Annotated in this window: 21 protein-coding genes; 3 read left to right on the top strand and 18 right to left on the bottom strand. The window is 70.3% G+C overall.

The annotated features are described in order from the left end of the window. The first annotated feature begins 23 nt into the window (after positions 1-23). The 3 genes from A5702_RS14820 (at position 24) to A5702_RS14810 (ending at position 3,105) form a co-directional block, all read left to right on the top strand. Entirely contained in the window at positions 24-1,532 is a 1,509-nt protein-coding gene (locus A5702_RS14820; RefSeq protein ID WP_068221604.1) for a cobyric acid synthase, read from the top strand. Positions 1,533-1,652: 120 nt separating this feature from the next. After that, positions 1,653-2,213 carry an alpha/beta hydrolase gene (locus A5702_RS14815; protein ID WP_197281102.1) on the top strand — a complete coding sequence of 187 codons (561 nt, stop codon included), beginning with the start codon at positions 1,653-1,655 and terminating at the stop codon, positions 2,211-2,213. A 133-nt stretch (positions 2,214-2,346) separates the two neighbouring features. Further along, on the top strand, positions 2,347-3,105 hold the full coding sequence (locus tag A5702_RS14810) for a gamma-glutamyl-gamma-aminobutyrate hydrolase family protein (protein ID WP_068221602.1): 759 nt from the start codon (positions 2,347-2,349) through the stop codon (positions 3,103-3,105). On the opposite strand, the gene A5702_RS14805 is transcribed toward A5702_RS14810, so the two are convergent. The 18 genes from A5702_RS14805 to hypB form a co-directional block, all read right to left on the bottom strand. After that, on the bottom strand, positions 3,102-3,980 hold the full coding sequence (locus tag A5702_RS14805; protein WP_068221600.1) for a PPE family protein: 879 nt from the start codon (positions 3,978-3,980) through the stop codon (positions 3,102-3,104). The two genes, A5702_RS14810 and A5702_RS14805, sit on opposite strands and share 4 nt — an antisense overlap. 596 nt (positions 3,981-4,576) lie before the next feature. Further along, positions 4,577-5,704, bottom strand: a complete 1,128-nt coding sequence (locus tag A5702_RS14800; RefSeq protein ID WP_068221598.1) for an alkaline phosphatase family protein — start codon at positions 5,702-5,704, stop codon at positions 4,577-4,579. 134 nt (positions 5,705-5,838) lie between these two features. After that, entirely contained in the window at positions 5,839-6,579 is a 741-nt protein-coding gene (locus A5702_RS14795; RefSeq protein WP_255378675.1) for a DUF6390 family protein, read from the bottom strand. After that, the gene (gene hypD / locus A5702_RS14790; protein ID WP_067815196.1) at positions 6,576-7,703 is read right to left on the bottom strand and encodes a hydrogenase formation protein HypD; all 1,128 of its coding nucleotides are present in this window, start codon (positions 7,701-7,703) and stop codon (positions 6,576-6,578) included. Before hypD ends, A5702_RS14795 begins: the two co-directional genes overlap by 4 nt. A 14-nt stretch (positions 7,704-7,717) precedes the next feature. Next, a complete protein-coding gene (locus tag A5702_RS14785; protein ID WP_055400439.1) occupies positions 7,718-7,990 on the bottom strand; it encodes a HypC/HybG/HupF family hydrogenase formation chaperone in 273 nt (90 codons plus the stop codon). A gap of 13 nt (positions 7,991-8,003) precedes the next feature. Then, on the bottom strand, positions 8,004-9,116 hold the full coding sequence (hypE, locus tag A5702_RS14780) for a hydrogenase expression/formation protein HypE (protein ID WP_082956075.1): 1,113 nt from the start codon (positions 9,114-9,116) through the stop codon (positions 8,004-8,006). After that, complete coding sequence (locus A5702_RS14775) at positions 9,113-9,787, bottom strand: SIS domain-containing protein (RefSeq protein WP_068221596.1); 675 nt, start codon at positions 9,785-9,787, stop codon at positions 9,113-9,115. Before A5702_RS14775 ends, hypE begins: the two co-directional genes overlap by 4 nt. Next, positions 9,784-10,503 carry a HypC/HybG/HupF family hydrogenase formation chaperone gene (locus A5702_RS14770; RefSeq protein ID WP_068221594.1) on the bottom strand — a complete coding sequence of 240 codons (720 nt, stop codon included), beginning with the start codon at positions 10,501-10,503 and terminating at the stop codon, positions 9,784-9,786. The genes A5702_RS14775 and A5702_RS14770 overlap by 4 nt, the downstream gene beginning before the upstream one ends. Positions 10,504-10,506: 3 nt before the next feature. Continuing rightward, the gene (hypF, locus tag A5702_RS14765; RefSeq protein ID WP_068221592.1) at positions 10,507-12,840 is read right to left on the bottom strand and encodes a carbamoyltransferase HypF; all 2,334 of its coding nucleotides are present in this window, start codon (positions 12,838-12,840) and stop codon (positions 10,507-10,509) included. 1 nt (position 12,841) lies between these two features. After that, positions 12,842-13,108, bottom strand: a complete 267-nt coding sequence (locus tag A5702_RS14760; protein WP_055400430.1) for a HypC/HybG/HupF family hydrogenase formation chaperone — start codon at positions 13,106-13,108, stop codon at positions 12,842-12,844. After that, a complete protein-coding gene (locus tag A5702_RS14755; protein WP_055400428.1) occupies positions 13,099-13,608 on the bottom strand; it encodes a hydrogenase maturation protease in 510 nt (169 codons plus the stop codon). The genes A5702_RS14760 and A5702_RS14755 overlap by 10 nt, the downstream gene beginning before the upstream one ends. A gap of 149 nt (positions 13,609-13,757) precedes the next feature. Next, positions 13,758-15,083, bottom strand: coding sequence for a hypothetical protein (locus A5702_RS14750; protein ID WP_068221591.1), 1,326 nt, complete (start codon positions 15,081-15,083; stop codon positions 13,758-13,760). After that, complete coding sequence (locus A5702_RS14745) at positions 15,080-15,718, bottom strand: DUF6084 family protein (RefSeq protein ID WP_068221589.1); 639 nt, start codon at positions 15,716-15,718, stop codon at positions 15,080-15,082. Before A5702_RS14745 ends, A5702_RS14750 begins: the two co-directional genes overlap by 4 nt. Beyond that, complete coding sequence (locus tag A5702_RS14740; protein ID WP_068221588.1) at positions 15,715-16,350, bottom strand: DUF5947 family protein; 636 nt, start codon at positions 16,348-16,350, stop codon at positions 15,715-15,717. The genes A5702_RS14745 and A5702_RS14740 overlap by 4 nt, the downstream gene beginning before the upstream one ends. Continuing rightward, the gene (locus A5702_RS14735) at positions 16,347-17,246 is read right to left on the bottom strand and encodes a NifU family protein (RefSeq protein ID WP_068221586.1); all 900 of its coding nucleotides are present in this window, start codon (positions 17,244-17,246) and stop codon (positions 16,347-16,349) included. Before A5702_RS14735 ends, A5702_RS14740 begins: the two co-directional genes overlap by 4 nt. Positions 17,247-17,249: 3 nt before the next feature. Continuing rightward, positions 17,250-19,049 (bottom strand): nickel-dependent hydrogenase large subunit, encoded by a 1,800-nt coding sequence (locus A5702_RS14730; protein WP_055400418.1) that lies wholly within the window; start codon positions 19,047-19,049, stop codon positions 17,250-17,252. A gap of 83 nt (positions 19,050-19,132) precedes the next feature. Beyond that, on the bottom strand, positions 19,133-20,188 hold the full coding sequence (locus A5702_RS14725; protein ID WP_068221584.1) for a hydrogenase expression protein HypE: 1,056 nt from the start codon (positions 20,186-20,188) through the stop codon (positions 19,133-19,135). Between the two features lie 227 nt (positions 20,189-20,415). Further along, complete coding sequence (gene hypB / locus A5702_RS14720; RefSeq protein ID WP_068221583.1) at positions 20,416-21,186, bottom strand: hydrogenase nickel incorporation protein HypB; 771 nt, start codon at positions 21,184-21,186, stop codon at positions 20,416-20,418. Between the last annotated feature and the right edge of the window lie 15 nt (positions 21,187-21,201).

Genomic DNA, 21,201 nt, shown 5'->3' with positions numbered 1-21,201 from the left:
GGCCCGGCGAACACCGCCGAAGGATGAGCGGGGCGCTGCTGGTCGCCGGCACCAGCTCCGACGCCGGGAAATCGGTGGTCGCCGCGGGACTGTGCCGGCTGCTGGCCCGCCGCGGGGTGCGGGTGGCGCCGTTCAAGGCGCAGAACATGTCCAACAACTCCGTGGTCACCGTCGAGGGCGGCGAGATCGGTCGCGCGCAGGCGCTGCAGGCGCGGGCGGCGGGGCTGGAGCCCAGCGTCCGGTTCAACCCGATCCTGCTCAAACCCGGCAGCGACCGGACCTCGCAGCTGGTGATCCGCGGCCAGGTCGCCGATTCGGTGACGGCGGCGAGCTACGTGCGGCATCGCGACCGCCTCGCCGGGATCGTCGCCGACGAATTGTCTTGCCTGCGTGCCGAATTCGACGCGGTGATCTGCGAGGGCGCCGGGTCGCCGGCCGAAATCAACCTGCGCGCCACGGATTTGGCGAACATGGGGCTGGCCCGGACCGCGAACCTGCCGGTCATCCTCGTCGGTGACATCGACCGCGGCGGCCTGCTGGCCCACCTGTTCGGGACGGTCGCGGTGCTCGAGCCGGACGACCAGGCGTTGATCGCCGGCTTCGTCGTCAACAAATTCCGCGGCGACCCCGCACTGCTGGAACCCGGTCTGCGCCAGCTGCATGCGATGACCGGCCGCCCGACCTATGGGGTGCTGCCCTTCGCCGACGAGCTCTGGCTGGACGCCGAGGACTCGCTTTCGGTGGTCGCGCACCGCGTCGTCGGCACCCCGGAACCGCCGCGCGGGCGCGAGTGGCTGCGGGTGGCCGCGATCCGGCTGCCGCGGATCTCGAACTCCACCGACATCGAGGCGCTGGCCTGCGAACCGGGCGTGCTGGTGCGCTGGGCCACCGACCCCGCCGACCTGGTCGACACCGACCTGATCGTGATCCCGGGGAGCAAGTCCACCGTCGCCGACCTGGCCTGGCTGCGCGAGCGCGGCCTGGCCGAGGCGATCACCGCGCACGCCGCAGCCGCAAAACCGGTGCTGGGCATCTGCGGTGGCTTTCAGATGCTGTGCCGGCGCATCGATGACGCCGTGGAATCCCGGGCCGGCGAGGTCGCGGGGCTGGGGCTGTTGGACGCCGACATCGCCTTCGGCGAGGCCAAGATTCTGCGCCGGTGGCCGCCACCGCTGACCGGATACGAAATTCATCACGGCAGGGTGTCGCGGTTCGCCGAGGAGAGCTGGTTCGGCGCCGAGGGCGGGCGCGACTGCCAACCGCACGGGCTGGTGCGCGGCGCGGTGTTCGGCACGCATTGGCACGGCCTGCTCGACAACGACGAGTTCCGCCGCGCCTGGCTCATCCGCGTGGCGGATGCGGCCGGGCGCGGGTTCGTCGCCGCCGAAACCAACGTCGCCGCCCGGCGTGATGCGCAGCTCGACGCGATCGCCGATCTGCTCGCCGCTCATCTCGACGTCGGCGCGGTTTTCGCTTTGCTCGACGGTCCACCGCCGCGCCGACCGCACATCGCAACTCGCTTGCGGCCGTAGGGCATTCACTCAGTTGTGCACGCGTGAAGGTCGAATTGACGGCGATGCAAACCCGTTGCGCGCGCAAGGATGTTGTAGAAATCGTCGCGCGCGCAGACCGATTCCCTGTAGCGTGCGTAGATGCCCTCCATGATGACCACGCTCGACGGGTTCCCCGTCCCGGTAGCCGTGGCCGGTCCGGAACAGGGCGTCGTCGTCGTCATCCTGGGCGACGAGGATCGCGTCCCCGCCGCGTATGACGCGGTGTGCGAGCGCCTGCACACCGCCTCACTCCGGACGGTCGTCATCGGTCTCGACGCGCGCCTGACGCCCAAGTCGGTGGTCGGCATCCTGGACGCATTCGGCATCGGATGGGCCGTGGTGATGGGCGATCGCGCCGGCGCCGAGCTGGCCTGGGAGCTCGCGGCGACGAAACTCGGGCGGTTCGTGGGTCTCGTGGTGATCGACCGCGGTCACCCGCGGGTGCCCAACCGCGACGGCGTGGTCCAAGACGAACACTGCCCGCCGGTGGAGATCGGCACCACGGTCCTGGTCAGCTCGCCGGCCACCAGGGCCGTCGCCCAGGCCAGCCAGCAGTATGTGTACGCCGAATACCGCGTGGTGCACCTGGGCAGGCGCACGGTCCAGGAGTCGACGGCGCAGCTGGCCGCCGAGATCGTGTTGCGTACCAGCACCTGGTAGCCGCCGGTCGGCGCGCGGAACCCCCATTCGCACAATCGAATTGGTCCCCGCCGCGCGGCGCTGATCGCCTGGGGCCGGTACCGTTTCGACCGGAGCCCGGAGCCGTTGTGCCGAGCGGTCGCTCAGCACACCGATGCGGAAAGGATGCGCGGTTGTGAACGCCAAGGGGCGGCCGGTGGTGGGCCTGACCTCCTACCTGGAGCGGGTCCAGGCGGGGATCTGGGACATCCCCGCGGGCTATCTGCCGGCCGACTACTTTCAAGGCGTCGTCGCGGCCGGCGGCGCCGCGGTGTTGCTCCCCCCGCAACCGGCGGAACCCGAGACCCTCGGCGCGGTCCTCGACGGCCTGCATGCGCTGGTGATCACCGGCGGCTATGACGTGGACCCCGCGGCCTATGGCCAGCAACCCCATCCGGCCACCGATCCACCGCGCGCCGACCGCGACGCCTGGGAATTCGCGTTGTTGCGGGGCGCGCTGGACCGCGGCCTGCCGGTGCTGGGCATCTGCCGCGGCGCGCAGGTGCTCAACGTGGCGCTCGGCGGCACCCTGCACCAGCACCTGCCCGACGTCCTCGGACACGACGGGCACCGGGCGGGCAACGGGGTGTTCACCCGGTTGCCGGTGCGCACCGTCGCGGGCAGCCGGTTGGCCGCGCTGGTGGGGGAGTCCACCGACGCGCCGTGCTACCACCATCAGGCGATCGACAAGGTCGGTGCGGGCCTGGTGGTCAGCGCCTGGGATCCCGACGGCGTCGTCGAGGCGCTGGAGTTGCCCGGCGACACGTTTGTGCTTGCGGTGCAATGGCATCCGGAACAGTCCCTGGACGACATGCGCTTGTTCGCCGCGATCGTGGACGCCGCGCGGTCGTATGCCGCACGCGACGGGCGTTAGGCGACGGTTCCGCGGTAGACCACCGCGGGGGCGGCGGCCGCGGTCCACGTCCGTGGCACCGCAAGCACCCCGACCGAGGCCGCGCGGCCGACCGTAACGGCCGCGCCGCCGACGCCACGCCGGCCGGGCAGCAGGCACCGCAGCGCGGCGGCCTTGTTGAGGGAGTTGAGCCGGGCGATCGCCACCCCCGACGGCGCCGTGAGCGAGCTCAGCTTCGACAGGGGGCAGGTCGCCGACGCGAGGGAGACGTCGAACGTCGCCAGCGGAGACGCCGACAGCGCCCGCAACGCGCCGGGCGCGGCCGACATCAGCTGCCGGCCCGCCGCCACGACCTCGGGCGCCGAGCGCAGCGCCCACGTGGCTTGGTCCGCCCCGCCGGGCGGCAAGGTGAACGGTGCGAGGGCCGCCGCGTCCGCCGAGTCCGCGGCGTAGGCGTACATGGCCGCGGCGTTGCGGGCCCACATCCGTTCGTAGTCGGCCTCGGTGTCGGCGATGGCCGGGGCGCCCTGTCCCAGGCGGTTGGCCAGGATCAGCGATCCGCGCAGCGCGCGATTGGCCGCGATCGCCGCTGGCGGCACCGTCGCCGCCAACACCGCCCGGTGGGCGCTCGCGGCCGCGGCGGCCCCGGCGGCGGCCTGTTCGGCCAGGATCGCGGTGGTGGTGAGCCAATCGATGTAGGGCGCCGCGCTGGCCGGCGCGGGGCCGTCGCAGCGGGCCACCAGTTTCGAGGTCACCGCGCGGTAGTCGGCGACCGCGGTGTGCAGCCGAACGGCCAGGCCGGCCCAGGCCGTCGCGGCCTCGGCGAGCGACCCCGAGCCGGGGCCGTCATGGATGTCACCGGAGATGATTTCCGGCGCAAGCGTTGTGAAATTCATTGCTGTCTCTGCCTAACGACGGCGGTATGAGCCGCGAATGTGGACTCTTCTGTTGGGACGTAGGCATGGGGGTTACAGGCCTACTCGCACACGCGGCGGTGCAACGACGGCGGCCGCCGCGGGCGATCGAGCCCTCAGCAGCGCGCGATGCAGAGCCGCGTCAGCAGATCGTCCGGTGCAACCGCCCCCGAAGCGCACGACGGCGCGCGGGGCAGCCGGAATACCGCGGGCGCAAACGAAGTCGGTAGTGGCGACCCGATAGCAGGCGGCGCCGAGCGGGCCCATGTCGGCGGCCGATCCCGGGTCATCCACGCCGTCTTGGTGGTCTTGTGATGGGTGGGTGCGGAACCGGGGGCGGGGTTCGCGTTATGTGCTTGTGCGCGAGCCACATTCACGCCGGCCGCGGGCTGCGGCAGCGCGGGCGCGGTTCCGCGCGTCGCCCAGCCCGTGATGACCGCGCAGAACACGCCGAGCGCCGCAACGATGGCGACGGCCGACCGCCGTCGTCGAGCTTTACCCGCACCCCCGCCTGTCACAGTGGGCCCGAAATTACTACCCGAGGCTGGACGGGCCATCCCGGCGAGCTGTGAAAACGATCAAAGTCCGTTGTGGTTGAACGCGATGAGCGGGATCGCCATCTCGGCGGGCGTCGCCGCGCCGTGGAAGCCGACCAGCCTGGCCGTTTCCGGCGGCTCGTGTCCGGTCGCCAGCACGGCCGCATCCCCGGTGCAGACGACGACGACGTCGCCGATCCGCGGCAGGTGCGCGGGGTTGACCGGGCCGAACATGCCCGTGGCCACCGCCTGCTCGCGGCTGTAGACGTGCGCCTTACCGTCGAGGATCTCGGCCCAGGCCGCCTGCACGTCCGCCGCGGCGCCGGCCTCGGTGTGCAGGTAGCGCACCCGCGGCTCGCCGGCGACGACGCGGACCCCCGCGGTCAGCCGCGGGTCGGTGTCGAGGTCAACCCGCGCGTCCGGGGGGACGTTGAAGCCGCCGTGGTCGGCGGTCACCAGCAGCGCCGCGTTGCCGGGCAACCGGTCGACCGCCCGGGTCAGCAGCGCGTCGACCTGGGCCGCCGCGTCGTGCCAGTGTGACGACCCGACCCCGAACGCGTGCGCCGCGAAGTCCAGCGCGCCCGTGTAGCCGTAGACCAGGCCCGGGGCGGCGTGCAGCTCGTCGGCCAGCCGCTGCGCGTTGTCGTCCGCCGGCTCGACCGGGCGGAATTCGGCGCCGCGGTAGGCCGAATCGGTCAGCCCGCTGCCCATGAACGCGGCCGGCAACACGGCGCGCGCGCCGATCCCGGACTCGTTGAGCCGCCCGAACCAGGTGGGCAGCGGCTGCCACTCGGCGTGCGGCGGATCGTCGCGCCACAGGATGTGATTGAGCACCCGATCCGTGCCCGGGACGTTCAGCGTGAAGCCGAGGATGCCGTGTTCGCCGGGCTGCACCCCGGTGCCGAGCGAAACCAGGCTGGTCGGGGTGGTCGACGGAAACGTGCAGGTGAGCTCGGTCAGACGCCCGGTCTGCCCGGCGAGCACCGAGGCGAGCAGCGGGGCGCTGCCGGCCAGCTCGCTGAGCAGGTGCCAGCCCAGCCCGTCCACCAGCACGACCGCGACCCGGTCGACGTCGCCGGCCCAGTCGGCCAGCGCCAGTCTGTCGACGGCGCCCGGCGCACCGAGCAGGGCGGCTGCGGCGGGCAACACGTCACAGAGGGAACCGGCCACGGGGGCCAGTCTGACACGAGCCGCGCCCAAATGGCGGCGACCCGACTTCGCCCGGCACGGCCGCGCTCGCGATCGCCGCGCGCCCGATGGCGGCGACCCGACTTCGCCCGGCACGGCCGCGCTCGCGATCGCCGCTAGACACGCGCCAGTCGGTTGCTCGTCATCCGCAGCTGACGGTCCGTCGCGTCGGACAGGGCGCGGACCTGGCCCGGCGACAGCCGGCCACACAGCCGCCCCCAGTGCAGGGCGACCTCGTCACCGGCGGCCGCGTCGGGCACCGCGCTGTACCCGTCGGTCCAGACGTCGTACACCCGGGGCGACGGCTCGGACAGCGCCAGCGCCTCACCGTCGAGCACCAGGCGTCGGCATCGCACCTCGATCCGGTCCTGGTCGCGGGAGAGCACCGTGCCCCAGGTGATGCGGCAGTTGTCGAGCACGCCCAGGGGATGTTCGTCCATGCCGCGGCCCAAGAACCGCGTCCACGGATACACCCCGAAGACGTGAAAGCAGTGATTGGCGGCCGCCTCGGGGGCCAGCTCCGGTGTGAGGTGCGACCAGTAGCGGCCCGCGTGCGGGCCGATGATCGCCAGCAACGCGCCGAAGAATTCTTGCGGGTCCAGATCTGCGCCCACGCCGCCGGCCAGCCAGTACGACTCGACGAGGCGATGATCCAGCGGGTCGGCGATCCCGGTGAGCGTCGAGAGCACCCGCAGGTATGGCCACGCCCCGGAAAACCTCGTCGCCGCGCGGCGCACCTCTTCGACCGAGCCGTCGCGCAGGGTGGCACCGAGGGGCGGACCGCAATAGCCCAGCGCGTTGGGCGCGTGGGCATAGCGCGCGAACATCTCGACGCCGCGGGCGTCACCGTCGGTCAAGTCTGCCCCACGAGCTTGACCGCGTCGCGATGCATGCGGCCGAAGTTGTAGTAGGCCGCGCAGGCCCCCTCCGGGGACACCATGCAGGTGCCGATCGGGGTCTCCGGGGTGCAGGCGGTGCCGAAAACCTTGCACTCCCAAGGCTTGAGCACACCCTTGAGCACCTCGCCGCACTGACACGCCTTCGGGTCGGCGACCCGCACGCCCGGCATCGCGAACCGCAGCTCGGCGTCGAATTGCGCGAAGTCGTCGTGCAGGCGCAGCGCGCTCTGCGAGATGAAGCCCAGCCCGCGCCACTCGAAGTGCGGGCGCAGCGCGAACACCTTGCCCATCAGGGCCAGCGCCGCCGGGTTGCCGTGCTCGGGCACCACGCGCTTGTACTGGTTTTCCACCTCGCAGCGGCCCTCGCGGATCTGGGTCAACAGCATCGCGACCGCCGCCAGAATGTCCAGCGGTTCGAAACCGGCCACCACTAACGGCTTTCGGTACACCTCCGGCACGAACCGGTAGGGCCGGTTGCCCACCACGGTCGACACGTGCCCGGGCCCGATGAACCCCGACAGCCGCAGGTCCGGCGACTCGAGGATGGCCTTGATGGGCGGCACGATCGTGACGTGGTTGCAGAAGACGCTGAAATTGGCCAGGCCCATGTCCCGGGCGCGCACCAGGGTGACCGCGGTCGAGGGCGCGGTGGTCTCGAAACCGATGGCGAAGAACACGACGTGCTTGTCGGGATTGTCGAGCGCGATCTTCAGCGCGTCCAGCGGCGAGTAGACGAATCGCACGTCGGCGCCGCGCGCCTTGGCGTCCAGTAGGCTGCCGGCCGAGCCCGGCACCCGCATCATGTCGCCGAAGCAGGTGAAGATCACGTCGGGCTGGCCGGCCAGCCACATCGCGTCGTCGATGCGACCCATCGGGATCACGCAGACCGGGCAGCCGGGCCCGTGCACCAGTTCGACGTTGTCGGGCAACAGGTGCTCGATGCCATGCCGGTAGATCGTGTGGGTGTGCCCGCCGCACACCTCCATGAACTTGAACTGTTCGCCGGGGCCGGCCAGCCGCCCGATGGCGCCCAGCAGCTTGCGGGCCGCGGCCGGATCCCGGAACTCGTCAACGAATTTCATGCTCGTGCCCCCTTTTAGATAATGGCCGACGAGTCGAAGGCTTCCAGCTCGGTGGCGTAGGCGTCCCCGAGCTTCTGGACGGCGGCCAGGGTGAGCAGCGCCTCGGTCTCGTCGATCTTGGCCATCGCGAACCCGACGTGAACCAGCACCCAATCGTCCGGTGCGGGCATGTCGTCCTCGAGCAGCCGGACGCTGATGGTGCGCTGCACGCCGCTGACGTCGACCTTCGCCAAATAGTTTGCCGGATCGGTGATCTCGACGATCCGACCCGGAATCCCCAGACACATCTTCGGTCCTCCCTTAGCAAATCCTCGGCAGCGGGTCACCGACGAGCATGTCGACGATCCGGGTTCCGCCGAATCCGGTGCGCAGCACCACGGTTTCGGCGGGTTCGGCGACGATCTCCCCGACCTCGGCCGCGTCGGCGCCCAACGGGTGCGACCGCAGCGCGGCCAGCCCCGCGTCGGCCTCCTCCGGCGCGACGACCGCGACGAACTTGCCCTCGTTGGCCACGTACAAGGGGTCGATGCCGAGCAGCTCGCACGCGCCATTGACCATGGGCCGCACCGGAAGTCGCTCCTCGGAGAGCAGCACCCCCAGGCCGCACGCCTGAGCCAGCTCGTTGCAGACGGTGCCGACCCCGCCGCGGGTCGCGTCGCGCAACCAGCGGGTCGACGGCGCGGCCGTCAGCAAAAGCTCCACCAGCGGGCTGACCGACGCGGTGTCGGAGGCGATGTCGGCCTCGATGGCCAGATCGCCCCGCGCGAGCATGACCGCCATCCCGTGATCGCCCATCGAACCCGACAGCAGCACCCGGTCACCCGGCCGCACCGACGCCGCGGACAGCGCGCGCCCCGCCGGGATGACCCCCGTGCCGGTGGTGGTGACGAACAGGCCGTCGGCGGCGCCCTTGGGAACCACCTTGGTGTCGCCGGTGACCACCCGCACCCCCGCGGCGGCGGCGGCCGCCACCATGTCGGCGACGATCTCCTTCAACTCGGCGATTCCGAAGCCCTCTTCGAGCACGAACGCCGCGGAGATCCACGACGGCACGGCCCCGGCCATCGCGAGGTCGTTGCAGGTGCCGTGCACGGCCAGCGAACCGATGGAACCGCCGGGAAAGCGCCTGGGCTGCACCACGAACGAGTCGGTGGACATCGCCAGGCGTTCGCCGCCGGGCAGCGTCAAAACCGCGCTATCGCCGAGCGACTCCAGCAGCGGGTTGCGCAGCGCCTCCATGAACACCGCATCCACCAGCGCGGCCGAGGCCCTGCCGCCCGCGCCGTGCGCCAGCGTCACGTGGTCGTCGAGGAGGCGGGGCCGGCGCCTGCGGAACGATTCGATGCGTTCGATCACCTCGCCCTCGGCGAACCGCGGTCCCGACGAAAGGTATTCACCTGCAGAGTTTTTCATGCCGCCCCCAAACCTTGGTCGCCGCCGAGGCATTGATGCACGCTCAGCCACAGCTGATAACCGAGCAGCGCCTGCGATTCCTGGATCCGGTGCACGCTTTGCGAACGAACGACGAAGCAGGCGTCCACATTTGGGTTGCCGGCGAAGGCGCCGCCGTCATAGCCGGCGAATCCGATGGTGTACAGGCCGCGCTGGCGCGCCTCGGCCAGCGCGGCGAGCAGGTTCGGCGAGCCGCCGCTGGTCGACATCGCGATGGCGATGTCACCGGTGGTGGCGCGGGCGATCAACTGCCGGGCGAAGACCAGTTCGAAACCGACGTCGTTGCCCAGGGCGGTCAGGATGGCCTGATCGGTGGTCAACGGCCACGCAGGCAACGGTTTGCCGACCGGCGGCCGGGCGAACAGCCGCGCCAGGGTGGTGGAATCGGTGCAGCTGCCGCCGTTGCCGAAGGTGAACATGCGCCCGCCCGCCGTGAAGCGCCGCGCCACCTCGGCGGCGGCCTGGCCCAGCAGCGCGGCGTTGGCCTGAAGCGTCGAGCGCCGCAGCGCCAGGCTTTCGGCCGCCTTCGCCTGGGCCGAGGCCGCCAGGTCGGCCAGCAGCGACGCGGGATCGTGTTCCTGCGCGTCGATGAAGGGGTACAGGAAGTTGGTGGGTTCGTCGGCGCGACTCATCGGCCCTCCTCGGCTTCCAGCCTGCCGATCGCCATGCCGGCGTGCACCAGGATGAGATCCCCGGCTTCGACCGGGTCGATCAGCGTGGTCACCACGTTCTCGACGCCCCGGGCGGTGCGCACCGTGCCGTGTCCGTCGGCCGAGGCCGTCACCACTTCGCCCGGGCGACCCTCGTCGCTGCAGGTGACGCAAACCGACTCGGCGACTTCGGGTTTGAGCAGCCCGGGGTGCTCAAAACACACGTGGGTCAGCTCCCACAGCAGGTGATAGAACAGCACGAATCCTCCCGTCGCGGGCACGCGCGGATCGGGATCGTCGAGCCACAGCACGTGATCGGCCATCCCCGCCTCGGGTCGCTCGCCGCTGCCGATCCAGATCGTGGCGGCGCCCCATGCGGGGGCGCGCCGCATCACCGAGCGGACCTGCGTGTCATCGGCGCCGGACACCGCGACCACGATGTCACCGGGTCGCACGGACACCCGCGCCAGGTCCACCAGGTCCGGTCCGGTCAGCGCCACCGCGGGCAGGGCCCGTTTCCCCATGATCACCGGGTGTACGAATTCGACCGCGATGTGCAGCGCGTGCGGTTCCCACGACGGCGCGAGGGACCACATGGTCGCGCCCGCGGCGAACCGCTTGGCGAGCGTGAACGCCGTGGCCGCGAGGTCTTCGGCCAGTTCGGCGCTCAACCCGCGATCGATGGCAGTGGTGGTCATCGTTCAGCCTCCCTCCCGCGCGGTCAGCATGCTGACCACGGCCTGACCCAGGGCGAGCCCGCCGTCGTTCGGCGGAACGGTGCGGTGGGTCAGCACCTCGAATCCGGCGCGCCGCAATCGCTGCCGACATGCCTTGAGCAACAACACGTTTTGGAACACCCCGCCGGTGAGGCCCACCAGCCGGGTGGTACCGGCCGCCTGCGCGACCACCCTGGCGACGGCGTCTGCGACGGCGTCGTGGAACGCCAGGGCCAGCGTCGCGGGTTGGGCCCCGGCGTACAGCGCGGACACCAGGTCCTGCACCATCGGGGCGGGATCGATCACGCCGTCGGCGCCCACCATCAGGGTCAGCGACGGACCGGCTTCGCCGCCGGCCGATTCCGCCAGCGCCTCGAGCTCGATCGCGGCCTGGCCCTCGTAGTCGATGCGGTGCCGCACGCCGAGCAGGGAGGCGACCGCGTCGAACAGGCGGCCCATGCTCGAACAGGGCACGCATCCGAACCCCGTCTCCAATTGCGAACGGGTGAAGCGCAATTCGTCCCTGCTTGCCGCCGCGACCGGCGCCAGGTCGGGGGTCCAGGCGATGCCGGCCGACCACAGCTGCGACAGCGCCATGCGCCACGGGTTGCGCACCGCCGCGTCGCCGCCGGGCAGCGGCACGGGTAACAGGTGACCGGCCCGGACGAATCGGTGGGTGTCGCGGCCGAGCCGGAGGATCTCCCCGCCCCAGATGGTCTGGTCGCATCCGTACCCGGTGCCGTCGAACGAGACCCCGACGACGGGTTCGCCGATGCGCCCATGCTCGGCGAGCAGCGACACCACGTGCGCGTGGTGGTGCTGAACGAGGTCCAGCGGCCGGTCGGCCGCGCGGCGCTCCGCCCAGCCGCGGGTGTGGTATCCCGGATGCAGGTCGGCGGCCAACCGCGCGGGCTCGCCACGTATTTCGCCGAGCTGGCGCACCGCCCGCTCGAACGCGCGCAGCGTCTCCCAGCTGGCCATGTCGCCGATGTGCCCGGACAGGTAGGCGCGCGGGCCGTCGGTGAGGCAGAAGGTGTTCTTCAGTTCCCCGCCGACGGCCAGCACTGCCGGCCCGGCGACGTTCAGGCCGACCGGGAGCGGCGCATAGCCCCGGGACCGGCGGATCGGCAGTTCACCCCCGTCGACGACGCGCACCACCGAGTCGTCGCACGGGACGTGGATGGGGCGGTCGTGGTCGAGCACCGCGTCGCAGAGCGCCGGGAGTCGTTGTGCCGCATCGTCTTCGGTGAAGCAGATGGGTTCGTCGGACCGGTTGGCGCTGGTGAGGACCAGCGCGCTCGGGGCCGGCGCGGTGGCGCCGGGCACGGGCGCCAGCAGCAGGTGATGGATGGGGGAGTAGGGCAGCATCAGTCCGAGCAGCGGGCTGCCGGGCGCGACGCCGTCGGCGACGGGCGCGTCCGGCCGGCGCCTGAGCAGCACGATGGGGCGGGCGGGGCTCAGCAGCACCGCGGCCTCGCTCTCGTCGACGTAGGCGTAGCGGCGGGCCACGGCGAGGTCGCGGACCAGCATGGCAAACGGCTTGCCACCGCGGGCCTTTCGCGCCCGCACCGCGGCCACCGCCGTGCCGTCGGCGGCGGCGCAGGCCAGGTGGTAGCCGCCGACACCCTTGATGGCGACCACCGCCCCCGCGGCCAGCGCGCGTTGGGTGGCCGCCAGCGCGGCGTCCGCCCCGCCGACGCGCCCGGCCGCCGACCGGAACCACAGCGACGGCCCGCAATCGGGGCAGGCGATGGGCTGCGCGTGGAACCGGCGATCGGCGGGGTCGTGGTATTCGGCGGCGCAGCGCGCGCACATTCCGAACCCCGACATCGTGGTCGCCGGGCGGTCATAGGGCAGCTCGCGGATGATGGTGAACCGCGGCCCGCAGTTGGTGCACGTGACGAAGGGGTGGCGGTAGCGCCGGTCGCCCGGGTCGAACAGCTCGGCGACGCAGTCGTCGCACACCGCGATGTCCGGCGGGATCGGCGTGGCGACGCCGGGGACGGCGCGGCTGGTCACTATCCGGAATCCGCGTTGGCGGGCGGCGCCGGCCGACAGCTCGCTGATTGCGACGTCGACGATTCGGGCCAGCGGGGGCGCCTCGGCGCGCAGGCGCCGGCCGAATTCGTGCACGCGTTCGCGCTCGCCCTGCACCTCGAGGAAGACGGCGCCCGAATCGTTGCCGACGAAGCCGGACAGGCCGAGCTCGGTCGCGAGGCGGTGGACGAAGGGCCGGAAGCCAACCCCCTGCACGACACCGGTCACGGTAAGGCGCTGCCGTACCTCGGCGTGTCGAAGCAGCAGGGGGGCGGGGGTCATCTCAGCCGGCCTCCGGGGAGTCCGTCGGGTCCGGGCCGCCACGGCCCATCAGCTCCAGGCCGGCCATCGCCTGCTCGGCGCCCGCGCGGTCCGTCTTCTCGACGGCGAAACCCATGTGGATGATGATCCAATCGCCGGGGGCGAACGTCTCGTCCGGCAGCATGCCGACGTTGATCTTGCGCTGTTGGCCGGTGACGTCGACCAGCGCGAGCTGCCCCTCGAAGCCGTCCAACATCCGGATCACTTGGCCGGGAATCCCTAGGCACATGGCTCGGCGTCCCCTCGGCTGGTCGCGACCGGGTGCGCCTGCAACGCCGCGACGATCTCCTCGACGGCGCGCGCGGCGCGGGGGACCGCCTTGGCCACGGGCTCGGTGAGGCCGATGCCCTCCTCGACGCTGCCCGCCTCGCACCCGACGACGACGGTGTAGGGCGGGTTGCCGCCCAGCGCCCGCAGGCTGGCGAACACCGCGCCCGGGTCCATGCCGTGCCCGTCGAAACCGGCTGCGGCCGAATCCGATTCGTGATCCGCCTGGAAGACGTGCAAGGTGCCGGGGTTGCCGCGGCTGGGGACCGCGTCGATGAGGACCAGCGTGTCCCAGTCCTCGAGCAGGTCGTAGGCCAGGTGCATGCCGCTGATGCCGTAGTCGGTGACGCGAACGGTCGCGTCGTCCTGCGCGATGTCGGCGTTGCGGATCACTTCGGATCCGAATCCGTCATCGCCCAGGAAGATGTTGCCGATGCCGGCGACCAGGATGCGCGCTGTCATCTCCGCTGTCCGAGCAAGTTACATCCGCCTCAGTTTCAGGTACCGGCGCGCGTCGGGCAGGGACACCAATCCCAGGGCCAATCCGACCACGAGCACCAGCGCGATGATCGCGACGAATATCCAACCCATGATCTCCATCTCGGCTCCTTTCACGAGTTTGCCGGGCTGCGTTGCGCTTCCAACGGCTCGATTTCGTCGGGGGAGAAGTACAAATAGCGGCCGTACCAGTCGTGCAAATCGGCGGCCGGGTCGTCGTCGAGCACGACGCCGACGTGCTTGTTGCCCTCGACGTCCGAGTGCACCGAGGTGACGCGCGCGGTCTTGCCGGCGACGAAGATGTCCTGCGCGTCGGCGTTGCGCCTCGGCCGCAGCCGCACCCGGCTGCCGCGGGCCACCCGAACCCCGTTCACCAGTACCGCGTCGATTTCCGGTCGGACGGCGTTGTCGGCCAGCGGATCCCACCAGTCGACGCCCTCCGGTATCTCGGGGACCAGGCCCCGGATCTCATGCGGGTCGCGCAGCACGCCGTGCAGGCGCGCCATCGCCTCGGGGGACATGGCGTCGCACTGGTCGATGATGCGCGCCGCCCGCGGATCCGTGGCCCGGGCCTGCGCCTTCTCCTCCTCGGTCATGGTCATCACGCGCAGGGTGAGGATCTCGTCGATCTCCGTGCAGTCGTACAGTGCGGTGTCGCTCTGTTCGGCAACCTCGGGATGGTCGTAGAGGATGATCGGCGAGATCAGCAGCAGATCCCGCGTGCCGGGCGGACCGGCCAGCACCGGGAAGCAGCGGTGGTGGCTGCAGCGGGAGGCCGCATCGGCCGCCGCCCGGGGCGGCTCGAGCAACGAGACGAACTGTCCGGTCTCGAGTTCGGCGATCAGGTGCGTTCCGATCATGGACCGCGCGATCGAGTCGTTCTTGTCCACGGCGCCATCGCCGACGTTGCTGACCCGCACCGACACCCGGCACAGGTCGCCATCCGCCTCGCTGGCGACCGTGAGCACGCCACGTACCTCCCGTCGTTGGCGCACGAGGCGCCCGCCATCGAGGAATTCGATGTCGATGCCCGCATCCGCCGTCACGGCCAGTGTCCACGGCCGGCCGTCCAGCGCGACAGGGCCGAAGGACCTCTCGCATTCGACCGCCTCGTCCCAGGTGAGCCACGACCCGGTCGGGGTCGTCAGCTCGTCGACGGGCTCGTATTCGCCCATGCCCACTTCGCGCTCGGCCCGGCGGTGCTGCAACTGCAGGAACCGCACCACCAGGCGCAACTCCCGCGCCCCCTCGACGAGGAACTGCGCCGCCAGCGAATCGTCCTCGCCCAGGCCCGCCGCGGCGGCCCCGGGTGGGCCCAAAACGCCGAATTGCCAGCGGGATTGGTTTTTGCTCGACGTTCCGCGGTACGGGTAGAGCAGGTAACCCTCGTAGAGCACCGCGTCGGCGACGGCGCGGGCCCGGTCCCGATCCTCGGTCACCGCGCCGTCTCCCGGTCCGCGGCCAGCAGGGCGGTGATCGCATGGTCGAGGTCGAGCAGCCCGTGCGCCGACTTGTAGGCGGCCAGCGCGCGGATGGTCTCGTGGCTAAGCCGCAGCCAGCCGGCGTTCGGGTAGTGCTGGGCGATCAACTGCCGCCAGACCTCGACCGGCATGTCGTAGCGGCTTTCGCAGTCCCAGGGGACCTGTTGGACGGAAAACCCGCGATCGGATTTGACGAAAATCGTTCCGCTGAACAGGAACTGCAGCGGCAGCGCGCCGTCGCGCAACGCGTGCAGGTATTTGGAAGCGGCGACCTCGAAGTCGTAGGTGCAGTCCAGCGTGAGCGCCGCCGTCGTGGTGCCGGTGAACCCCGGCACCATCGCGGAGCAGTGCTGCCACAGGAAGGTCCGCTGGGTGCTCGCCCAGCGCTCACGCGGGCCGAACAAATCGGTCAACCCGGCGGCTTCGTCGTCGGAGTACGGCCGGCGCAGCGGTTCGATGCGGACCTGGCAGCGCAGGGCGATCGCGTGCACCGGGTCGTCCCCGGCGGCCACGGCGATGCGGGCGGTCAGCACCGGGCTGACGGTGTACGGTTCGGGCGCCACGTCGAGGACCGCGAAGTCGAGGTCGATCATGGCGGCGTCACGGGTATTTTCTGGGCCCGGGCTTCGATGTCGGCAAAGAAGCCGGCGATGAATTCGCGGGCCTCCTGCCCCCCGTCGAACCCGCGCCACAGCAGGCGCAGCCGCCCGACGAATTCGTAGCAGGCGTCGATCGGGACGAGGTAGCTTTGCGGCGGGCCGGATTCGGGAACCCGGACCAGCAGCGCCTCGACGTCGTCGGCCAGCAGGCCCACCCGCGCGTCGGCGCCGGCGATCGCGTCCCAAACGTCCAGTGCCAGTTCGGATTCGCAGGCGCCGGCCGGCCCCGGGTAGAAGGCGACGGTGCGTCCGAGGGCGGAGTTGGCGAAGAAGAAGGCGACGCCGACGGGGATCTGCAGCGCCTCCCAGGCGCGGCGGTCCAGCGCGAAGTCCGGGAAGGACAGGTACTTCTCAGGCACGGCGCGGTAGCGCAGTTCGGCCCGTGCATCGGTGAACAGCAGGTAGCAGGCGCGGCACACGCACATGAGCTGCCGGTCGGCGACGTTGACCACGTGCTGGTGAGAGTCGGCGATCGCCTCCGAGCACATCTCGCACCGCTCGCCCGCCGGCTCGGGGGCCGGCCTGGCGCTGCGGATGCGGGTGAGCACCTCGTAGGGGGTCGTCATGCCGGGGCGCCCATCGCTTGCGTCGGCCTGCGGTCCGGCAGCGCCACCGACAGCACGCCGTCGCGCGGCAGCAGGGGCAGCGGATCCAGGTGCGCGCCGTCGGGCCCGGCGCCGGCGTGCACGACGTCGAAACGGGAGCCGCAGCGGGGACATTCGAGCAGCGGCCCCAGCAGCGCGGCGCCGGCGAGGGTGTCGTCACACACGGGGCAGTGGTCGGAGTACGCGAACGACCGGTCGTCGACGCGGCAGGCCAGTAGCGTCGTACCGTCGACCCGAAAGCCACCGACCTCCCCGGGCGCCAGCCCGGCCAGCTCGGGAAACGGGTGCCAGCTGCCCGTCGAATGCACGTGCGCCAGTAGGGATTCGGCGGGGATGACGCTCGCGCCGCCCGGGTCGGCGGCCACCACCTCGATCGACGACACCTCGGGCGCCGCGGCGAGCACGGCGTCCTGCACGGCCAACTCGAGCGTCACCGCCGACGACGGGCAGCTCTTGCAGCTGCCCTTGAACGCCAACCGCACGGTGCCACCGTCGATTCCGAGCAGGTCGACATCCCCGCCGTGCGAGCCCAGATACGGCCGCACCCGGTCGAGCGCGTCGGACACCCGACGGCGCACGTCGTGCGGGTGCAGGCCGTGAACCAGGAGCAGGCTGGCCACCAGGTCGTCGGTGGCCAGCCGCTCGGCCAGGATGGGATCCTGCGCCTGCTGGGCCAACATCATGATCCGTTCCAGGCCGGCCCCGTAGAGCCCGACCACCTCGCGGACCAACTGTTGGGCGCGTTCCCGCGCGGCGGCCCCACCCGCCGCGCAGGAATCCAGCAGGGTCTGGATCCGATCGCCCGCTGTGCGCCACCGCGCCTCGCTGTCGTCAACGGTCTCCGGGCGATCCACCATCGCCTACTCCCCGACGGGCGACTGGGTTGGTGTGTGCAGTCTGTCGAGGGTCTTGCCCTTACCCAAGTACATGTGCACACCGCAGGGCAGGCACGGATCGAAGCTGCGCACCGTGCGCATCACGTCGATGCCCTTGAAGTTCTCCCGGTCGTTCTCCTCGAAGATCGGCTGGCCCTGCACCGCGTCCTCATACGGGCCCGGGGTGCCGTAGCTGTCGCGGGGGTTGGCGTTCCACGGGGTGGGCGGGTACGGGTGGTAGTTGGCGATCTTGCCGTCCCGGATCACCAGGTGGTGGCTGAGCACGCCGCGCACCGCCTCGGTGAACCCGCACCCGATGGCCTCGTCGGGCACCTCGAATTTCTCCCACGTCTTGGTGCGTCCGGCGCGGATCTCCTCGAGCGCCTTCTCGGCGAAGTGCAGCGCGCACGCGGCCGCGTACGCCTGGAAGTAGGTGCGCGCGCGGTCGCGTTCGATCGTGTTGCTGCCGTGCTGCGGGATCTTCCACTCGAACTCCACCGGGGGTTTGAGCGCCGTCTTGGGCAGGTTGATCTTCACGCTGTTGCCGGTCGCCTTGACGTAGCCGATGTCGACGAGCCCGGCCAGCGCCGTCGCCCACAACCGGGCCAGCGGCCCGCCGCCGGTGTCCAGGGCCAGGTGGTCCGTGCCGTCGAACCAGCGAGGCGACATCACCCAGCTGTACTTGCCGCCGTCCATGTCCCGCTTCTGCGGGTGCGGGTTGGTGTGCTGGTTCCACGGGTGGCGCCGGTCCACCGCGTTGCCCAGCGGGTCGGTCTTGACGAACATCTCCTGATCGGTCCAGTCGTCGTAATACGAACTGCCCAAAAGGATTCGGATGCCCAGGTTGATGTCCACCAGCGAGTGGGTGACCAGCTTGCCGTCCACCACCACGCCCGGGGTCACGAACATCGCGTTGCCCCAGCGTTCCATGTCCTTGTACTCGAAGTTGCACACCTCGGGGTCCTGGAACGAGCCCCAGCAGCCGAGCAGGGTGCGGCGCAGCCCGACCTTCTCGTAACCGGGCAGCGCCTCATAGAAGAAGTCGAAAAGGTCGTCGTGCATGGGCACGACCTTCTTCATGAATTCCACATAGCGCATCAGCCGGGTCATGTAGTCGGTCATCAACTGGATGGTCGCGACCGTGCCCACCCCGCCGGGGTACAGGGTGGACGGGTGCACGTGGCGGCCCTCCATGAGGCAGAACATCTCTCGCGTCCAGCGGCTGACCGCCAGCGCCTCGCGGTAGAACTCACCGGTGAACGGGTTGAGTGAGCGCATGATGTCGGCGATCGTCCGGTAGCCGTGCGCGCCGGCCTGCGGGGCCGGGGTCTTCTCCGCCAGGGAGAGCACGCTCGGATTGGTCTCGGAGACCATCTTCTCGCAGAAGTCCACGCCGACCAGGTTTTCCTGGAAGATGTTGTGGTCGAACATGTATTCCGCGGCCTCGCCCAGGTTGACGATCCACTCACCGAGGTGCGGCGGCTTGACGCCGTAGGCCATGTTCTGCGCGTAGCACGAGCAGGTGGCGTGGTTGTCGCCGCAGATGCCGCAGATGCGGCTGGTGATGAAGTGGGCGTCGCGCGGATCCTTGCCCTTCATGAAGATCGAGTAGCCACGGAAGATCGACGAGGTGCTGTGGCACTCGACGACTTCGCGGTTCTCGAAGTCGATCTTCGTGTAGATGCCCAGGCTGCCCACGATCCTGGTGATCGGGTCCCACGCCATGTCGACCAGCTGGCCGGGCTCCCGCTTGGCGTGGGTGGGTTCCGGAATGATGGTTGTCATCGCAGTTCTTCTTCCCGCTGTGGGCTCGTCAGCTCCGAAGGCTTTCGGTGGTGAGAACGAAGCGCGCCGACCCGGTAGGTGACCTACCAGGTCCGGCGCGCCCCGGTGGTGAGTTGGTTACCGTTGTGGCGCCACCGCGGTTCCTTGTCGACGGTGCGCGCCGTGATACCCCTCAAGTTGCGAATCACGGTGCCGTACAGGCCCGACGCGGTGGTAGAAACCTTGCCGCCTGGCGGCTCGTCCATGAAGGGCATGAACTTGTCGGGGAAGCCCGGCATGGTGCAGCCGATGCAGATCCCGCCCACGTTCGGGCACCCGCCGACGCCGTTGATCCATCCCCGCTTGGGCACGTTGCATTTGACTACCGGGCCCCAACAGCCCAGCTTCACAATGCATTTCGGCGATCCGTATTCCGTTGCGAAGTCGCCCTGCTCGTAGTAGCCGGCGCGGTCGCAGCCCTCGTGGACGGTGTTGCCGAACAACCACGCAGGACGCAGCGCGTCGTCGAGCGGAATCATCGGCGCCTGACCGGTCGCCATGTAGAGCAGATAGGTCAGCGTCTCCGACATGTTGTCGGGATGGATGGGGCAACCGGGCACGCACACGATCGGAATGCCGGCCTTGCTCTTCCACTCCCACCCCAGATAGTCGGGCACCCCCATGGCACCGGTCGGGTTCCCGGCCATGGCGTGGATGCCGCCGTAGGTGGCGCAGGTCCCGACAGCGACGACCGCGGTGGCCTTGGGCGCCAACCGGTCGAGCCACTCGCTGGTGGTCATCGGCTGGCCGGTGGCCGGATCGTTGCCGAACCCGCACCAGTAGCCCTCGTCCTTGATCTTCTCGTTGGGGATCGACCCCTCGACGACGAGCACGAAGGGTTCCAACTCGCCCCGGTCGGCTTTGAAGAACCAGGACAGAAAGTCGTCCGCCCCCCCGCTGGGTCCGCACTCGAAGTCGATCAGTGGCCAGTGCACGGCGACCTTCGGAAGCCCCGGCAAAGCCCCCAGGGCGATCTCCTCGACGGTGGGTTGGGTGGCGGCAGTCAGCGCCACCGAATCGCCATCACAACTGAGCCCGGCATTGATCCATAGAACGTGGATCAACGTTTCTTCCGCTTTGACTGCTGCTTCTGTTGGCATGCTGCAGCTTTCCGGGGCCGGGCTGGGGCCCCTGCGCCGCCGGAGTCGACCGTCGGCCCACTTGCGCAGCGCTAATTTCCGGGTCTACTCCTCACCGCCAGGCGTGTCAACGGTTCTGCGGCACAAAGTACTTAGACAACCGTTGCATTGCCGAGGGGGCGCCGGCGACGGCGATCGGCGGCCCGCGGACGGGACGGCGTCATGCGAAATCGTGGCAAGACGAGGCGTTAGGCGGGCGGCTGAGCGGCGAAGCGTCGCAGCCACCCGAACCACGCGCCCATCCCGGCGCCGGTGCGCGCGCTGAGCGGCAGGATGGTCGCGTTCGCGTTGACCTTGCGCACGTGCTCGATGTACGTGTCGACGTCGACGTCGAGGTGGGGGACCAAGTCAATCTTGTTGAGCAGCACCACGTCCACCGACCGGAACATCACCGGATACTTCAGTGGCTTGTCCTCGCCCTCGGTCACGGAGTAGACCATGGCCTTAGCGTGCTCGCCGACGTCGAACTCCGCCGGGCAGACCAGGTTGCCGACGTTCTCGATGATCACCAGGTCGAGCGCGGCCAGGTCGAGGCCGGGAAGCGCGCGGTTGACCATCGGCGCGTCGAGGTGGCATTCACCGCCAAAACCGTTGCTGGTGTTGAGCAGTGACACCTGGGCGCCGCGACCCCTGAGCTTGGCCGCGTCCAGATCGGTGGCGATGTCACCCTCGATCACCCCGATGGCCAGTTCCCCGGCGAGCTCGTCGAGCGTGGCCTGCAGGACGGTCGTCTTGCCCGATCCCGGCGAGCTCATCAGGTTGAGGGTGCGCACCCCATTGGCCTCGAATGCCGTCCGGTTGGCATCGGCGAGGAGGTCGTTCTCGGCGAAGATGGCTTCCAGCACGTCGACGCGTTGCCTGCCGGTCCGGTACCCGCCGTGGTCGCCGTGCCGGTGATCCGGATCATCGTGGTCGTGGGTGTGCACGGTTCCGTCGTCGTGCCGGTGAAATCTGCCCATGGTCAAATCCGTTCG

The organism is Mycobacterium sp. E3339, from assembly GCF_001666915.1.
Classification (GTDB): domain Bacteria; phylum Actinomycetota; class Actinomycetes; order Mycobacteriales; family Mycobacteriaceae; genus Mycobacterium.
The sequence above is the reverse complement of the archived record's forward strand: the minus strand, read 5'-3'. Positions and strand labels throughout refer to the sequence as shown.

Excerpts from the sequence above, each read along its gene's own strand:
- A5702_RS14820 (WP_068221604.1), top strand. The coding sequence starts at position 24 with ATGAGCGGGGCGCTGCTGGTCGCCGGCACCAGCTCCGACGCCGGGAAA.
- A5702_RS14815 (WP_197281102.1), top strand. The coding sequence starts at position 1,653 with ATGCCCTCCATGATGACCACGCTCGACGGGTTCCCCGTCCCGGTAGCC.
- A5702_RS14810 (WP_068221602.1), top strand. The coding sequence starts at position 2,347 with ATGCGGAAAGGATGCGCGGTTGTGAACGCCAAGGGGCGGCCGGTGGTG.
- A5702_RS14805 (WP_068221600.1), bottom strand. The coding sequence starts at position 3,980 with ATGAATTTCACAACGCTTGCGCCGGAAATCATCTCCGGTGACATCCAT.
- hypD (WP_067815196.1), bottom strand. The coding sequence starts at position 7,703 with ATGAAATTCGTTGACGAGTTCCGGGATCCGGCCGCGGCCCGCAAGCTG.
- A5702_RS14785 (WP_055400439.1), bottom strand. The coding sequence starts at position 7,990 with ATGTGTCTGGGGATTCCGGGTCGGATCGTCGAGATCACCGATCCGGCA.
- hypE (WP_082956075.1), bottom strand. The coding sequence starts at position 9,116 with ATGAAAAACTCTGCAGGTGAATACCTTTCGTCGGGACCGCGGTTCGCC.
- A5702_RS14775 (WP_068221596.1), bottom strand. The coding sequence starts at position 9,787 with ATGAGTCGCGCCGACGAACCCACCAACTTCCTGTACCCCTTCATCGAC.
- A5702_RS14770 (WP_068221594.1), bottom strand. The coding sequence starts at position 10,503 with ATGACCACCACTGCCATCGATCGCGGGTTGAGCGCCGAACTGGCCGAA.
- hypF (WP_068221592.1), bottom strand. The coding sequence starts at position 12,840 with ATGACCCCCGCCCCCCTGCTGCTTCGACACGCCGAGGTACGGCAGCGC.
- A5702_RS14760 (WP_055400430.1), bottom strand. The coding sequence starts at position 13,108 with ATGTGCCTAGGGATTCCCGGCCAAGTGATCCGGATGTTGGACGGCTTC.
- A5702_RS14755 (WP_055400428.1), bottom strand. The coding sequence starts at position 13,608 with ATGACAGCGCGCATCCTGGTCGCCGGCATCGGCAACATCTTCCTGGGC.
- A5702_RS14745 (WP_068221589.1), bottom strand. The coding sequence starts at position 15,718 with ATGATCGACCTCGACTTCGCGGTCCTCGACGTGGCGCCCGAACCGTAC.
- A5702_RS14740 (WP_068221588.1), bottom strand. The coding sequence starts at position 16,350 with ATGACGACCCCCTACGAGGTGCTCACCCGCATCCGCAGCGCCAGGCCG.
- A5702_RS14735 (WP_068221586.1), bottom strand. The coding sequence starts at position 17,246 with ATGGTGGATCGCCCGGAGACCGTTGACGACAGCGAGGCGCGGTGGCGC.
- A5702_RS14730 (WP_055400418.1), bottom strand. The coding sequence starts at position 19,049 with ATGACAACCATCATTCCGGAACCCACCCACGCCAAGCGGGAGCCCGGC.
- A5702_RS14725 (WP_068221584.1), bottom strand. The coding sequence starts at position 20,188 with ATGCCAACAGAAGCAGCAGTCAAAGCGGAAGAAACGTTGATCCACGTT.
- hypB (WP_068221583.1), bottom strand. The coding sequence starts at position 21,186 with ATGGGCAGATTTCACCGGCACGACGACGGAACCGTGCACACCCACGAC.